Source organism: Variovorax sp. GW823-FHT04B03 (genome assembly GCF_058796495.1).
Genome location: NZ_JBXAIT010000001.1, coordinates 1,282,873 through 1,298,026 on the forward strand (window position 1 = coordinate 1,282,873; position 15,154 = coordinate 1,298,026).

A 15,154-nucleotide genomic window follows, 5' to 3' on the forward strand; every position below is an offset into this window, starting at 1 on the left:
CGGGCCCCGGCGCCCGGCCTGCGCCGGGAGCAGAAGGCCCGCCGGGGCGGCGTTTACTTGGTGCTGACGACCTTCGCCGACTTCAGCAGCGCGTCCGACAGGGTCACGCCCTGCAGCTTGGCCGCGCCGGGGTTCACCACCAGTTCGAAGTTGGTGCTGGTCTGCGAGGCGATGGTGCCGGGCTTTTCGCCCTTGAGGATGCGCACCACGATCTTGCCGGTCTGGCGGCCGATGTCGGTGTAGTTCAGGCCCAGCGCGGCCACGGCGCCGCGCTCGACGGTGGCGGTGTCGGCGGCCACCACGGGCAGCTTGGCCTGCTGGGCCACCTTCACGATGCCTTCGAAGGCCGAGACCACGTTGTTGTCGGTGGGCGTGTAGATCACGTCGGCCTTGCCGACCAGGCTCTGGGCGGCGGTGGGCACGTCGACCGTGCGCGCGGCGGCGGCTTCGACCACCGTCATGCCGGCGGCCGAGGCGGCCTTCTTGAGCGACTCGACGATGGCCACCGAGTTGGCTTCGCCGGGGCTGTAGATCACGCCGACGCGCTTGGCGTTCGGCACGACCTTCTTGATCAGGTCGATGTGCTTTTCGAGCGGCGACAGGTCGGACACGCCGGTCACGTTGGTGCCCGAGGGCTCCCAGTTCTTCACCAGCTTGGCGGCCACCGGGTCGGTGATGGCCGAGTACACGACGGGAATGGTCTTGGTGGCGGCCACGGTCGCCTGCGCCGACGGCGTGGCGATGGCGACGATCACGTCGGGCGCATCGCCCACGTACTTGCGGGCGATCTGGGCGGCGGTGCCCACGTTGCCCTGGGCGCTCTGGTAGGTGAACTTGAGGTTCTTGCCCGCTTCGTAGCCGGCGGCCTTCAGCTCTTCCTTCACGCCGTCGCGCACGGCGTCCAGCGCCGGGTGCTCGACGATGGCGGTCACGGCGACCGACTTGTCGGCGGCCAGGGCCGGTGCGGCGGCGAGCACGCCGAGGGCCAGGGCCACGGCGCTGAAGGGGGTGCGAAGCAAAGCGTTTTTCACGTAAGGGTCTCCGGGTGGGGAAAGGGGTGTGGGTGCGTTCGAAGCCGCCGGCAAGGCACCGGCAAAGCACCAGGGCGCGCAATTCAGCGGCCCGGCGTGGCGCAACGCCGTCCGGGCGCGTCGAAGTCTAGATCGTACTTTGCACAATTAAGGTGCATGAATGCCTCGGGCTTTCCCCGCTTTAGGAAACATAATTGCATCATTGATGCGTATGGGGAGACGAAATTGCAGATCATCGAACTCGACCGGACCGATCGGCGGATTTTGGACCACCTCCAGGCGCACGGCCGCGCGTCCAACCTGGACCTGGCCGAGGTGGCCCAGCTGTCGCCCGCGCAGTGCCTTCGGCGCCACCGGCGGCTCGAGGAATTGGGGCTGATCAGCGGCTACGCCGCGCGGCTCAACGCGCGCCACATCGGGCTGGGGGTGATCGCCTTCATCCACGTCACGATGGCGCGCGGCCACGTCGACGAGCTGCCCAAGTTCCAGGACCTGATCGCCGACATGCGCCAGATCCTGGAGTGCTACTCGGTGACGGGCGACTTCGACTACGTGCTCAAGGTGGTCGCGCGCGACCTGGAGGCGCTGTCCCAGTTCCTGATGCACACGCTGATGCACATGCCGGGCGTGTCGGCGGTGCGCTCCAGCGTGTGCCTGAACGAGATCAAGTGCACGGGGGCGCTGCCGCTCGAATAGAGCGACAACGGCGTCAGGTGCTGGTGGTGCCCGGCAAAGGAGAGGCCGGCGTGGCGGGCGCCGGCGAAGGTTCTGCAGGCAGCACCGGCGCGGGCGCCGCCATCACCAGCGTCGTGGGCGTGGCCAGCGGCAGGTCGGCCTGCTTGAGCGCATCGAGGATCGTGAACAGCAGGTCGCTGCGCACGCCGCCCGCCAGCCGAGGGCTCGGCACGTAAGCGATGGCCTGGAAGATCAGCAGCCCGTTCTCGATGCCTTCGAGCGTGAGCGAGGGCGCCGGTGTTTCCAGCACGCCCTCGTGCGCGCGGCAGGCCTCGAGGATCAGCTCGCGCACGCGCTGCGCGTCGGTGGTCAGAGGCATCGGCAGGCGGATCAGCACGCGGCCCTCGGCGTTGGCCAGCGTCATGTTGCGCACGGTCTTGGTGATGAACTCCGAGTTCGGCACGATCAGCGTCGAGCGGTCGCCCAGCTGGATCTCGGTGGCGCGCACGTTGATGCGCCGCACGTCGCCCTCGGTGGTGCCCAGCACCACCCAGTCGCCCACCTTCACCGGCTGCTCAGCCAGCAGGATCAGCCCCGAGATGAAGTTCTGCACGATGGCCTGCAGGCCGAAGCCGATGCCCACCGACAGCGCGCTCGCCACCCACGCGATGCGCTCGATGCCGATGCCCAGCGCCGACAGCGAGAACGCCACCACCAGGATGCCGCCCACGTAGCCCAGCAGCGTGGTGATCGAACTCTGCATGCCGGGCTCGAACTGCGTGCTCGGCAGGTAGCTGCGCGAGAGCCAGCGCTTGAACACCCGCAGCACGATGAAGCCGATCACCGCCACCGCCACGGCGCTGAGGATCGCGCCCGGCACCAGCTGGAATTCGCCCACCTTCACGCCGGTGCCGAGCTTGCCGCCGCGCTGGAACACCTCGCCCGGGCCCGTGCCCAGCGGCGCGGCCAGCGCCACCAGCATGTAGAAGAACAGCGCCACGCGGCTCAGGCCCGAGAGCACCGTGGCCGCCTGGTCGAGCGTCTGCGGCGCCAAGCCGAAGCTCTTCTGCAGCCGCTGGCCGGAGGCGCTGCGCGAGGACACCACGGCCATGAACAGGTCGTCGGCGAACTTGAACAGCACGTAAAAGGCCGCCGCGACGATGCCGCTCCAGGTGAGCTGCGAGGCCAGGAAGCTTGCCAGCGCCACGTAGCCGAAGGCCACCAGCACCCAGATCGCGATCACCAGCACCACGATCAGCGCCACCAGCACCCCGACCCACATCGGCCGTTCCGGCAGGCCGGCGTCGGGCGCGTCGGCGCGCAGCGCCTTCAGGCGGTACACGACGGTGCCCACCAGCGCGGTGAGCAGCAGCGCCGTCGCCACGTGCGTCGTGACCACGGCGGCAAAGCTGGCGTCGATGAGCGCGTTGATCTCGGCCGGCGTCCACGCCAGCGCGGCCACCAGCGCCACCAGCCACGGCAGCGCCGACAGGCGCTGCGCGGTGAGGTCGGGAATGGCCGGCAGGCGCCACGACGGCCGCCCCGTGGCCAGCAGCCCGCGTCCCAGGCCGATGATGAACGCCATGAAGGTCAGCGTCTGCGCCGCCGATTGCAGCGCCTTGCGCGCCTGCGCGTCCCACATCGCGTGGGCCTTGAGCACTTCGACGACGCCGTGCGCGGCCACGGCGACCAGCAGCACGTGCGTGGCGACGATGGCGATCACCAGCAGCGAGCGGCGCAGCCGCCCGGCCGGCAGCACGCGCGTGGCCAGGCGCGCCAGCCCGCGCTCGGCGGCCCAGACGCCGAGCCAGGCGAGCAGCAGCGCGCCGATGAACGAGGCGATCACCGGCGTGCGGCTTTCGGGCTGCAGCGCCTGATCGAAGCCATCGCCGAGCGCCGCCCCGATCGCCTGCAGCCGTTCGAAGTCGTCGGGCCAGGCCTCGCGCAGGTCGTCCCAGAATTCGCCGCTGAGCGGCGAGGCGGCGCGGCTGGTGAGTTCGGCCTCGAACTGCTGGCGCCGCTGCGACACCACGTCGGTGCCGCGCTGGCGCACGTCGATCGCCAGCAGCTTGGCCAGGCGGATGTCCGCGTCGAGCGCGTTGCGCTCCTTGGTCAGCTGCGCGCGCTGGCGCGTGATGTTGGGGTCTTCGGTGGCGCCGGCGGCGGGCGGGTTGCCGAGTTCGCCGAGGCGCGCGTTCAGGTCGGCCAGCTCGCTGGCGCGGGCGGCGACGAACTTGTCGGCCTGCACGCCGATCTCGTTGATCTGCGCGAGCTGCTTGCGTGCGTCGTCTTCGGCGCCCGGAACGACACTGGCGTTGCCCTTGCCCGAAGGCGCGATGCGGGCGAACTGCGCGCGCAGTTCGGCGATGGTGGGGGGCGGGGCGGCCGCCGCCGCGGTGTTGGCGCTGTTGTTGGGGTTGCCGTTGCCTGCGTTCATGCTGGCGTCCGGCTGCGCGAAGGCGCCGCCGCACGTCAGCAGGGCCCACAGAGCCAGGAGGGCGGGAAGGCGCAGGCCCGCCAGGCGAGAGGTCCGATTCATGGCCGCATCATAGAAGCCGCCATGACGTAAGAACGGGTAAGAAATGCAGCCTCAGCCCGCGGGGCTGAACAGGTCGACCCGGTCGGTGATGATGCCGTCGGTGCCCAGGTCGATGAGGCGCTGCGCGGCCCAGTCGTCGTTCACCGTGTAGCTCAGCGAGCGCAGGCCCGCGCCGTGCACCTGCGCCACGGTGGCGGCGTCCCACAGCGCGTGGTTGCAGACGATGGCCTGACAACCCAGGTTCAGCGCGGTGTCGAGCCAGCCGTTCCAGAGCGTGTCGAGCAGCAGGCCGCGCGGCAGTTCGGGCGCCACGGCCTGCGCGCCCTTCAGCGCATCGACCTGGAACGAGGTGAGCAGCGGCGGCACGGCCGCACCCTGCCACAGGCGCGCGGCTTCGCGCGCCACCACCTCGCCGGTCTCGCGTTCGGTGCCGGGCGTGGGCTTGATCTCGATGTTCAGCAGCAGGTTGTTGGCCCGGCAGTAGCGCGCCAGGTTCTCCAGCGTGGGCAGCGGCTCGCCCGCGAAGGCGCGCGAATGCCAGCCGCCGGCGTCGAGCTGCGACAGCGCGCTCCACGCCTGCTGGCCGCCGATGCCGTGGCCGTTGGTGGTGCGATCGAGCGTGGCGTCGTGCATCAGGAACACCACGCCGTCGGCGCTGAGCTTGGCGTCGCATTCGAACATGCGGTAGCCGTGCGAAGCGCCGAAGCGGAAGGCCGCAAGCGTGTTCTCGGGCGCCAGCTTGCCGGCGCCGCGGTGCGCGACCCAACGGGGGTAGGGCCAGGGGCTGCGTTCGGCCATCGCTCAGTCGGCGCGCTTGCCGGAGCCGGCGTCGAACCAGTGCAGCTTGTCTTCGCGCGCGGCGATCTTCACCGTGTCGCCGGCCACTGGCGGGTGGTCGCCTTCGTCGGTGCGCATGATGATCTGTTCTTCGCCGATGCGGCCGTACACCAGGCGCTCGGCGCCCAGCAGTTCGACCTGCTCGACCTGCACCGTCCAGCCGCTTTCGTCGAGCTTCATGTGCTCGGGGCGGATGCCCAGGATCTGGCCCGGGCGCACGCCCGGCGCGTGCTTGAGCAGGTTCATCGGCGGCGAGCCGATGAAGCTCGCCACGAAGGTGGTGGCGGGCCTGGAATACACCTCTTCGGGCGTGGCGAACTGGTCCATCACGCCGCCGTTCATCACGATGATGCGCTGGGCCAGCGTCATGGCCTCGACCTGGTCGTGCGTGACGAACAGCGAGGTGATGCCGAGCTCGCGGTGCAGCTTCTGGATCTCAAGGCGGGTCTGGGCGCGCAGCTTGGCATCCAGGTTCGACAGCGGTTCGTCGAACAGGAACACCTGCGGCTGGCGCACGATGGCGCGGCCCATGGCCACGCGCTGGCGCTGGCCGCCCGAGAGTTCGCGCGGCTTGCGCTCGAGCAGGTGGCCCAGCTCGAGGATCTTGGCGGCCTTGTCGACGCGCACCTTGATCTCGGCCGTCGGCACCTTCGCGATCTTCAGGCCGTAGGCCATGTTCGCGAACACGCTCATGTGCGGGTACAGCGCGTAGTTCTGGAACACCATGGCGATGTCGCGCTCGGAGGGTTCGAGCTGGTTCACCACCTTGCCGCCGATGCAGATTTCGCCGGCGGAGATTTCCTCCAGGCCCGCGACCATGCGCAGCAGCGTCGACTTGCCGCAGCCCGAAGGGCCGACGATGACGATGAATTCGTGGTCGGCGATCTCGGCGCTCACGCCGTGGATGACCTGGTTGGCTTTCGGCCCGTGGCCGTAGCGCTTGATGACGTTGCGTAGGGAAAGAGCTGCCATTTTTTATTTCTCGGTATCTACAAGGCCCTTGACGAACCATTTCTGCATCAGGATCACCACCAGCGCGGGCGGCAGCATCGCCAGGATGGCGGTGGCCATCACGACGTTCCATTCGTTCTGTCCGTCGCCGCCGGCAATCATTCGCTTGATGCCGACCACCACGGGGTACATGTCTTCGCTCGTGGTCGCCAGCAGCGGCCACAGGTACTGGTTCCAGCCGTAGATGAACTGGATCACGAACAGCGCCGCGATCGAGGTCTTGGACAGCGGCAGCAGCACGTCGAAGAAAAAGCGCATGGGGCTCGCGCCGTCCATGCGCGACGCTTCGGTGAGCTCGTCGGGCACCGTGAGGAAGAACTGGCGGAACAGGAAGGTGGCCGTGGCCGACGCGATCAGCGGCACCGTCAGGCCCGCGTAGGTGTTCAGCATGTTCAGGTCGGACAGCACCTTGTAGGTGGGCAGGATGCGCACCTCCACCGGCAGCATCAGCGTCACGAAGATCGCCCAGAAGCAGATCTTCTTGAACGGGAAGCGGAAGTACACGATGGCGAAGGCCGACAGCAGCGAGATGGTGATCTTGCCGATGGCGATGACCATGGCCGTCACGAAGCTCACCCACATCATGTGCGCCACCGGGGCGTTGGAGCCCGCGCTGCTCTCGCGCCCGAACAGGGCGCCCTTGTAGCTGTCGACGATGTTCGAGCCGGGGGTCAGGGGCATCGGCGCCTGCACGATCTCCTGGGCCGTGTGCGTGGAGGCCACGAACGCCAGGTAGAGCGGGAAGGCGACGATGAACACGCCCAGGATCATGATGACGTGGGCCAGGATGCCCTGCGTGCCGCGTTTCTCAACCATGCTGCGCTCCGCCGAATTCGATTTTTTCTTGTTGCTTCATCAGTACTGCACTTTCTTCTCGACGTAGCGGAACTGGATGACCGTCAGCGCCACCACGATCACCATCAGCACCACCGACTGCGCGGCCGAGCCGCCCAGGTCCAGGCCCTTGAAGCCGTCGTGGTAGACCTTGTAGACCAGGATGGTCGTGTCCTTGCCCGGGCCGCCCTGCGTGGCTGCATCGACGATCGCGAAGGTGTCGAAGAAGGCATACACCACGTTGATCACCAAGAGGAAGAAGGTGGTGGGCGACAGCAGCGGGAACTGCACGGTCCAGAAGCGGCGCCATGGGCGCGCGCCGTCGATGGCCGCGGCCTCGATCAGCGACTTCGGAATCGACTGCAGCCCGGCCAGGAAGAACAGGAAGTTGTAGGAGATCTGCTTCCACACCGAGGCCATCACGATCAGCGTCATGGCGTGGCCCGAGTCGAGCAGGTGGTTCCAGTTGATGCCGATCTTGCCCAGGGCATAGGCCACCACGCCCAGCGAGGGCGAGAACATGAAGACCCACAGCACGGCCGCCACGGCGGGCGCCACGGCGTACGGCAGGATCAGCATGGTCTTGTAGAACATGCCGCCGCGCGCGATGCGGTCGGCGAACACGGCCAGCATCAACGACAGGCTGATGCCGATGCCGGCCACCAGCACCGAGAACAGCGCGGTGGTCTTGAACGACTCGGCATAGGCCGGGTCGTCGAACAGGTGGCGGAAGTTGTCGAACCCGACGAACTCGACCGACGTGCCGAACGCGTCCTGCTGCTGCAGCGACTGCAACAGCGCCTGGCCGGCCGGCCAGAAGAAAAACACGAGGATCACCGCCATCTGCGGTGTCAGCAGCAGCCAGGGCAACCAGCCCGAGCGAAAGAAAACGCGTTTTTCCATGAAGCCCCTACATAAAAAATCCCGCCCGGCGCACCCTGGAAGAAGGGCGTGCGGGGGCGGGCGATATTAGCCGGACACGGAGCCCGGTTCTTCAATCGTTAGCTTTTGTTCGCCTTTTGGAAGCGTTCGAGCTGCTCGTTGCCGCGGGTCACGATCGAATCGAGGGCTTCCTTGGCGGTCTTCTTGCCGCCCCAGACCTGTTCGAGCTCTTCGTCCTCGATGGCGCGGATCTGCACGTAGTTGCCCAGGCGGATGCCGCGGCTCTTGTCGGTGACCTTGCGGATCATCTGCGTCACGGCCACGTCGGTGCCGGGGTTCTGCTTGTAGAAGCCCGATTCCTCGGTGAGCTTGTACGAGGCGGTGGTCACCGGCAGGTAGCCGGTGCGCTTGTGGCTGGCGGACTGCACTTCAGGCGTCGAGATGAAGCTGAAGAACTTGGCCACGCCCTTGTACTCGGCCGGCTTCTTGCCCGACATGACCCACAGGCTGGCGCCACCGATCACGGTGTTCTGCGGTGCGCCCGGCACGTCCGGGTAGTAGGGCAGGGGTGCCAGGCCGTAGGCGAACTTGGCGTTCTTGGCCACGTTGCCGTAGAAGCCCGACGACGTGTTGATCATGGCGCACTCGCCCGACACGAACGAGGCTTCAGGCACGTTGCCGCGGCCCTTGTAGATGAACAGGCCCTGCTTGGACATGCTGGCCAGGTTCTCGATGTGGCGCTGGTGCAGCGGCGAATTCACCTTCAGGCGCGCGTCCAGGCCCTGCAGGCCGTTGGCCTTGCTGGCGAACTCCACGTTGTGCCAGGCCGAGAAGCTCTCGACCTGCGTCCAGTTCTGCCAGGCCGTGGTGAACGGGCACTTGTGGCCGCTGGCCTTGAGCTTGGCGGCGGCGGCCACCACTTCGGGCCAGGTGGCGGGTGCCTTGTCGGTGGGCAGGCCGGCGGCCTTGAAGGCGTCCTTGTTGAAATAGAAGATGGTGGTGGAGCTGTTGAACGGGAAGCTCAGCATCTGGCCGTTGGGGGCGGTGTAGTAACCGGCCACGGCGGGGATGTAGGCGGCCGGGTCGAACTTCTCGCCCGCGTCCTTCATGACCTGGCCGACCGGAATGACGGCGCCCTTGCTGGCCATCATGGTGGCGGTGCCCACTTCGAACACCTGCAGGATGTGCGGCGCGTTGCCCGAGCGGAAGGCCGCGATGGAGGCCGTCATCGATTCGTCGTACGTGCCCTTGAAGGTCGGCACGATCTTGTATTCCTTCTGGCTCTCGTTGAACTGCTTGGCCAGGTCGTTGACCCACTCGTTGTTGACGGCGGTCATGGAATGCCACCACTGGATCTCGGTCTGGGCCTGGGCTGCATTGAACAGCGTGGCGGCCAGCGCCGATGCCAACGCGAGCGTCTTGAATCGCATGAAGACTCCTGAAGGGAAAAAATGGAAAGCGCGAATGCTAGGGCATGTGCGTGACACAGCCGCGTCACATTGGGGCACGGACCGAAGGGTTCCTCCAATCGGGGAAACCCCTTTGGCGTCAAGCCCGGCGCGGGTTGCGGGCCTCATGCTGCGCTGCACCATGCTAGCATCGCCCTCCCTTTTTTGGCCTAGCTTGTCGCCATGGCCGGGGCTTCCTTGAGTACGCCATGAGCAGCAAAACCTCCCTCGACAAAAGCAGGATCAAGTTCCTTTTGCTCGAAGGCATCCACCCCTCGGCCGTGGAGGTGCTGCGCGCCGCCGGCTACACCAACATCGAGTCGCTGCCGGGTGCGCTGCCCGACGCCGAACTCAAGGCCAAGATCGCCGACGTGCACTTCGTGGGCATCCGCTCGCGCACCCAGCTGACGGCCGAGGTGTTCGCTGCCGCCCACAAGCTGGTGGCCGCCGGGTGCTTCTGCATCGGCACCAACCAGGTCGACCTCGAAGCCGCCCGCGAACACGGCGTGGCCGTGTTCAACGCGCCGTATTCCAACACCCGCTCGGTGGCCGAGCTGGTGCTGGCCGAAGCCATCCTGCTGCTGCGCGGCGTGCCCGAGAAAAGCGCCGTGGCGCACCGCGGCGGCTGGCTCAAGTCGGCCGAGAACGCCTTCGAGATCCGCGGCAAGACGCTGGGCATCGTGGGCTACGGCTCCATCGGCGCGCAGCTGTCGGTGCTGGCCGAGGCGCTGGGCATGCACGTGGCCTTCTACGACGTGGTCACCAAGCTGCCGCTGGGCAACGCCCGCCAGGTGCGCGAGCTGCACCAGCTGCTGGGCCAGAGCGACATCGTGACCCTGCACGTGCCCGAGACCCAGGCCACGCAATGGATGATCGGCGCGGCCGAGATCGCCGCCATGAAGCCGGGCGCCATCCTGCTGAACGCCTCGCGCGGCACCGTGGTCGAGATCGAGCCGCTGGCCGAGGCCCTCAAGAGCAAGAAGCTGCTGGGCGCCGCCATCGACGTGTTCCCGGTCGAGCCGCGCACCAACAAGGACGAGTTCCAGTCGCCGCTGCGCGGGCTGGACAACGTGATCCTCACGCCGCACATCGGCGGCTCGACCATGGAGGCGCAGGCCAACATCGGGCTCGAAGTGGCCGAGAAGCTGGTCAAGTACAGCGACAACGGCACCTCGACCTCGTCGGTCAACTTCCCCGAGGTGGCGCTGCCGGCGCACCCCGGCAAGCACCGCCTGCTGCACATCCACCGCAACGTGCCGGGCGTGCTGTCCGAGATCAACAAGATCTTCTCGGACAACAACATCAACATCTCGTCCCAGTTCCTGCAGACCAACGAGAAGATCGGCTACGTCGTGATGGACATCGACGCCGCCTCGTCCGACCTGGCGCTGGAAAAGCTGGCGAAGGTAGGCGGGACGATCCGCAGCCGCGTGCTGTTCTGAGCCCGACGGGGCCCCTGCGGGCCCCGCAATAGGGCCGCGATAGGGAATAGCGGCCGGGCACGGCAAAGCCCCCGGGGCCTGCCCTAAAATCGACCCCCCGGCTACATGGGCGCGCAGCGCCTGGCCAAGGGCCCCACCCGATGAATGCTCCGACCGCGTTGAATACGCTGTTGTCACAGGCCGCAGAGCCTGTACGACTGCGCGAGATCCCCTACAACTACACCAGCTTCTCCGACCGGGAGATCGTGATTCGCCTCCTGGGCGAGCGCGGCTGGGACCTGCTGCAGACCCTGCGCGCCGAGCGCCGCACCGGCCGATCGGCGCGCATGCTCTACGAGGTGCTGGGCGACATCTGGGTGGTGCAGCGCAACCCCTACCTCGTCGACGACCTGCTCGACAACCCGCGCCGCCGCGGCCAGCTGGTCGACGCCCTGCGCCACCGCCTGGGCGAGGTGCAGAAGCGCCGCACCCCCGACAGCGACCTGCCGCGCGACCAGCTGGTGGGCGAGCTCACCGGGCTCGTCAGCCAGGCCGTCGCCGCCTTCGACGACACCTTCCGCGACGTCGCCGCGCTGCGCCGCAAGGCCACCCGCGTGCTGGGCCGGCTCACGGCCAAGGACAACATCAAGTTCGACGGCCTCTCGCGCGTGTCGCACGTGACCGACGCCACCGACTGGCGCGTCGAGTACCCCTTCGTCGTTCTGTGCCCCGACACCGAGGCCGAGATGGCGCTGCTGGTCAAGGGCTGCATCGAGCTGGGCCTGACCATCATTCCGCGCGGCGGCGGCACCGGCTACACCGGCGGCGCGATCCCGCTGACCTGGAAGAGCGTGGTCATCAATACCGAGAAGCTCGAGGCCATGACCGAGGTCGAGCACGTCGCGCTGCCCGGCCTGGCCGCGCCCGTGCCCACCATCTGGACCGAGGCCGGCGTGGTCACGCAGCGCGTGGCCGACGCGGCCGAGCGCGCGGGCTTCGTGTTCGCGGTCGATCCCACCTCCGCCGAGGCCTCGTGCGTCGGCGGCAACGTCGCCATGAACGCCGGCGGCAAGAAGGCCGTGCTGTGGGGCACGGCGCTGGACAACCTCGCCTCGTGGCGCATGGTCACGCCGCAGGCCGAATGGCTTGAAGTCACGCGCGTTGGCCATAACCTGGGCAAGATCCACGACGCCGAGAGCGCCGTGTTCGAACTGCAGTACTACGCCGCCGACGGCAAGACCCCGCTGCGCACCGAGCGCCTCGACATTCCCGGCAAGACCTTCCGCAAGGAAGGCCTGGGCAAGGACGTGACCGACAAGTTCCTCTCGGGCCTGCCGGGCATCCAGAAAGAGGGCTGCGACGGCCTCATCACCAGCTGCCGCTGGGTGGTGCACAAGATGCCGGCGCACACGCGCACCGTGTGCCTCGAATTCTTCGGCAACGCCAAGGATGCGGTGCCCAGCATCGTCGAGATCAAGGACTTCATGTTCGCCGAGCAGAAGCGCTCGGGCGTGCTGCTGGCCGGCCTCGAGCACCTGGACGACCGCTACCTCAAGGCCGTGGGCTACGCCACCAAGTCGAAGAAGCACGGCGGCCTGCCCAAGATGGTGCTGTTCGGCGACATCGCCGGCGACGACGCCGATGCGGTGGCCCGCGTCACCTCGGAAGTGGTGCGCATCGCCAACTCGCGCAGCGGCGAAGGCTTCATCGCCATCAGCCCCGAGGCGCGCAAGAAATTCTGGCTCGACCGCAAGCGCACGGCGGCCATCAGCAAGCACACCAACGCCTTCAAGATCAACGAAGACGTGGTGATCCCGCTGCCGCGCATGGCCGAGTACAGTGACGGCATCGAGCGCATCAACATCGAGCTGTCGCTGCAGAACAAGCTCGCGCTCACCGACGCGCTCGAAGCCTTCCTCACGCGCGGCAACCTGCCGCTGGGCAAGACCGACGACGCGCACGAGATTCCGGCGGCCGAGCTGCTCGAAGACCGCGTGGCGCAGGCCGTGGCGCTGGTGCACGACGTGCGCGCGCTGTGGGCCGGCTGGCTGCAGAACGTCGACGCGCTGTTCCCGCAGCTGCAGGACCACACGCTGCGCGCCAGCTGGAAGACCCAGCTGCGCCAGCCGCTGCAGGAGATTTTTTCGGGCGCCGAGTTCGGGCCGATCCTGGCCGAGTGCACGGCCATCCACAAGCAGGTGCTCAAGGGCCGCGTGTGGGTCGCGCTGCACATGCATGCGGGCGACGGAAACGTGCACACCAACCTGCCCGTCAACAGCGACAACTACGAGATGCTGCAGACCGCGCATGCCGCGGTGGTGCGCATCATGGCGCTGGCACGCAGCCTGGACGGCGTGATCTCGGGCGAGCACGGCATCGGCATCACCAAGCTCGAGTTCCTCACCGACGAAGAGCTGCGCCCCTTCACCGAGTACAAGGCCCGGGTCGACCCCGAGGGCCGCTTCAACAAGGGCAAGCTGCTGCGCGCGCCGGCCGGCCAAGCGCAGACCCTGCACGCCGACCTGACCAACGCCTACACGCCGAGCTTCGGCCTCATGGGGCACGAGTCGCTGATCATGCAGCAGAGCGACATCGGTGCCATCGCCGACAGCGTGAAGGACTGCCTGCGCTGCGGCAAGTGCAAGCCGGTGTGCGCCACCCATGTGCCGCGCGCCAACCTGCTCTACAGCCCGCGCAACAAGATCCTGGCGACCTCGCTGCTGGTCGAGGCCTTCCTCTACGAGGAGCAGACCCGGCGCGGCATCAGCATCAAGCACTGGGAAGAGTTCGAGGACGTGGCCGACCACTGCACCGTGTGCCACAAGTGCCTCACGCCGTGCCCCGTGAAGATCGACTTCGGCGACGTGTCGATGAACATGCGCAACCTGCTGCGCAAGATGGGCCAGAAGAGCTTCCGCCCTGGTAACGCGGCCGCCATGTTCTTCCTGAACGCGACCAACCCGCAGACCATCAAGGCGGTGCGCGCGGGCATGGTGGGCATCGGCTTCAAGGCGCAGCGCCTGGCCAACGACCTGCTGCGCGGCCTCGCGAAGAAGCAGACCGGCGCGCCGCCGGCCACGCTGGGGCCTGCGCCCATCAAGGAGCAGGTGATCCACTTCATCAACAAGAAGATGCCGGGCAACCTGCCGAAGAAGACGGCGCGCGCGCTGCTCGACATCGAGGATGCGGACTACGTGCCGATCATCCGTGACCCGAAGACGACCACCTCGGAAACCGAGGCGGTCTTCTACTTCCCGGGCTGCGGGTCGGAGCGGCTGTTCTCGCAGGTGGGCCTGGCCACGCAGGCGATGCTCTGGCATGCGGGCGTGCAGACGGTGTTGCCGCCGGGCTACCTGTGCTGCGGCTACCCGCAGCGCGGCAGCGGCCAGTTCGACAAGGCCGAGAAGATGATCACGGACAACCGCGTGCTCTTCCACCGCGTCGCCAACACGCTCAACTACCTCGACATCAAGACGGTGGTGGTGAGCTGCGGCACCTGCTACGACCAGTTGCAGGGCTACCAGTTCGACAAGATCTTCCCGGGCTGCCGGATCATCGACATCCACGAGTACCTGCTCGAAAAGGGCATCACCCTGGCCGATGCGGGCGGTGGCGGCTACCTGTACCACGACCCCTGCCATTCGCCGATGAAGCAGCAGGACCCGATGAAGACCGTGAAGGCGCTGGTCGGCGACAACGTGCTCAAGAACGACCGCTGCTGCGGCGAGTCGGGCACGCTGGGCGTGTCGCGGCCCGACATCTCGACGCAGATCCGCTTCCGCAAGGAGGAAGAGCTGAAGAAGGGCGAGGCCGCGCTGCGCGAGAGCGGCAATGTTGGCGCGACCGACAACGTGAAGATCCTCACCAGCTGCCCGAGCTGTCTGCAAGGCCTCTCGCGCTACGGCAACGACCTGAACAACGGCCTGCTCGAAGCCGACTACATCGTGGTCGAGATGGCGAACAAGCTGCTCGGCGACGACTGGATGCCGAACTACGTGGCCGCCGCCAACCAGGGCGGCATCGAGCGGGTGCTCGTATGACGGCGGTGGCCGGTTGCCCGCTGTGCGACGCGCCCGGCGGGCGCATCGTGTTCGAAGGCGCGAAGCTGCGTGTCATCCATGCACAGGAAGAAGGCTTTCCGGCCTTCTACCGCGTGGTGTGGCAAGACCATGCGGCGGAGTTCTCCGACCTCGACGCGGCCGACCGCGTGCTGTGCATGGAAGCCGTGGTGCGCGTGGAGCAGTGCCTGCGCGACGCGCTGGCGCCCACCAAGCTCAACATCGCCGCGCTCGGCAACATGGTGGCGCACCTGCACTGGCATGTGATCGCGCGCTTCGACTGGGACAGCCATTTCCCCGGTTCGGTCTGGGCTGCCGTGCAACGGACCGCGCCGGCCGAGCGGCTGGCCGCCGTGCAGGCGCTGCTGCCGCAGGCGGAGGCCGACATGGTCCGTCGGCTGGCGACGCTGGCCTGAGG

11 protein-coding genes are annotated in these 15,154 nt (G+C 67.5%); 4 read left to right on the forward strand and 7 right to left on the reverse strand.

Translation table 11 applies throughout. The features are described 5' to 3' along the window. Positions 1–53: 53 nt before the first annotated feature. The gene (locus AC1RAD_RS05825; RefSeq protein ID WP_174250233.1) at positions 54–1,031 is read right to left on the reverse strand and encodes an ABC transporter substrate-binding protein; all 978 of its coding nucleotides are present in this window, start codon (positions 1,029–1,031) and stop codon (positions 54–56) included. Positions 1,032–1,256: 225 nt separating this feature from the next. Here AC1RAD_RS05825 and AC1RAD_RS05830 point away from each other — a divergent pair, with 225 nt between their 5' ends. Further along, entirely contained in the window at positions 1,257–1,727 is a 471-nt protein-coding gene (locus tag AC1RAD_RS05830) for an Lrp/AsnC family transcriptional regulator (protein ID WP_056578260.1), read from the forward strand. 13 nt (positions 1,728–1,740) lie between these two features. Here the strand turns inward: AC1RAD_RS05830 and AC1RAD_RS05835 are convergent, their stop codons facing one another. From AC1RAD_RS05835 to ugpB, 6 genes are all read right to left on the reverse strand, one after another. Continuing rightward, the gene (locus tag AC1RAD_RS05835; protein ID WP_492734163.1) at positions 1,741–4,245 is read right to left on the reverse strand and encodes a DUF3772 domain-containing protein; all 2,505 of its coding nucleotides are present in this window, start codon (positions 4,243–4,245) and stop codon (positions 1,741–1,743) included. 51 nt (positions 4,246–4,296) lie between these two features. Further along, positions 4,297–5,043: a glycerophosphodiester phosphodiesterase gene (gene ugpQ, locus AC1RAD_RS05840; RefSeq protein WP_492734164.1), complete on the reverse strand. Its 747-nt coding sequence runs from the start codon at positions 5,041–5,043 to the stop codon at positions 4,297–4,299. Positions 5,044–5,046: 3 nt separating this feature from the next. Then, a complete protein-coding gene (gene ugpC / locus AC1RAD_RS05845; protein WP_062474484.1) occupies positions 5,047–6,054 on the reverse strand; it encodes a sn-glycerol-3-phosphate ABC transporter ATP-binding protein UgpC in 1,008 nt (335 codons plus the stop codon). Positions 6,055–6,057: 3 nt separating this feature from the next. Next, the gene (gene ugpE / locus AC1RAD_RS05850) at positions 6,058–6,909 is read right to left on the reverse strand and encodes a sn-glycerol-3-phosphate ABC transporter permease UgpE (protein ID WP_062474482.1); all 852 of its coding nucleotides are present in this window, start codon (positions 6,907–6,909) and stop codon (positions 6,058–6,060) included. A 39-nt stretch (positions 6,910–6,948) separates the two neighbouring features. Next, positions 6,949–7,830 carry a sn-glycerol-3-phosphate ABC transporter permease UgpA gene (ugpA, locus tag AC1RAD_RS05855; protein WP_492734165.1) on the reverse strand — a complete coding sequence of 294 codons (882 nt, stop codon included), beginning with the start codon at positions 7,828–7,830 and terminating at the stop codon, positions 6,949–6,951. 98 nt (positions 7,831–7,928) lie between these two features. Then, the gene (ugpB, locus tag AC1RAD_RS05860) at positions 7,929–9,239 is read right to left on the reverse strand and encodes a sn-glycerol-3-phosphate ABC transporter substrate-binding protein UgpB (RefSeq protein WP_369644485.1); all 1,311 of its coding nucleotides are present in this window, start codon (positions 9,237–9,239) and stop codon (positions 7,929–7,931) included. A 227-nt stretch (positions 9,240–9,466) separates the two neighbouring features. Between ugpB and serA the strand changes: the two genes are divergently transcribed. The 3 genes from serA (at position 9,467) to AC1RAD_RS05875 (ending at position 15,152) form a co-directional block, all read left to right on the forward strand. Further along, the gene (gene serA / locus AC1RAD_RS05865; protein WP_070063599.1) at positions 9,467–10,699 is read left to right on the forward strand and encodes a phosphoglycerate dehydrogenase; all 1,233 of its coding nucleotides are present in this window, start codon (positions 9,467–9,469) and stop codon (positions 10,697–10,699) included. Between the two features lie 140 nt (positions 10,700–10,839). Next, complete coding sequence (locus AC1RAD_RS05870; protein ID WP_492734166.1) at positions 10,840–14,718, forward strand: DUF3683 domain-containing protein; 3,879 nt, start codon at positions 10,840–10,842, stop codon at positions 14,716–14,718. Continuing rightward, a complete protein-coding gene (locus tag AC1RAD_RS05875; protein ID WP_369631680.1) occupies positions 14,715–15,152 on the forward strand; it encodes an HIT family protein in 438 nt (145 codons plus the stop codon). The genes AC1RAD_RS05870 and AC1RAD_RS05875 overlap by 4 nt, the downstream gene beginning before the upstream one ends. Positions 15,153–15,154 lie beyond the last annotated feature (2 nt).

Coding starts and splice junctions, on each gene's coding strand:
- ugpE (WP_062474482.1), bottom strand. CDS start 6,909: ATGGTTGAGAAACGCGGCACGCAGGGCATCCTGGCCCACGTCATCATG.
- AC1RAD_RS05870 (WP_492734166.1), top strand. CDS start 10,840: ATGAATGCTCCGACCGCGTTGAATACGCTGTTGTCACAGGCCGCAGAG.
- AC1RAD_RS05875 (WP_369631680.1), top strand. CDS start 14,715: ATGACGGCGGTGGCCGGTTGCCCGCTGTGCGACGCGCCCGGCGGGCGC.
- ugpQ (WP_492734164.1), bottom strand. CDS start 5,043: ATGGCCGAACGCAGCCCCTGGCCCTACCCCCGTTGGGTCGCGCACCGC.
- ugpB (WP_369644485.1), bottom strand. CDS start 9,239: ATGCGATTCAAGACGCTCGCGTTGGCATCGGCGCTGGCCGCCACGCTG.
- ugpA (WP_492734165.1), bottom strand. CDS start 7,830: ATGGAAAAACGCGTTTTCTTTCGCTCGGGCTGGTTGCCCTGGCTGCTG.
- serA (WP_070063599.1), top strand. CDS start 9,467: ATGAGCAGCAAAACCTCCCTCGACAAAAGCAGGATCAAGTTCCTTTTG.
- AC1RAD_RS05835 (WP_492734163.1), bottom strand. CDS start 4,245: ATGAATCGGACCTCTCGCCTGGCGGGCCTGCGCCTTCCCGCCCTCCTG.
- ugpC (WP_062474484.1), bottom strand. CDS start 6,054: ATGGCAGCTCTTTCCCTACGCAACGTCATCAAGCGCTACGGCCACGGG.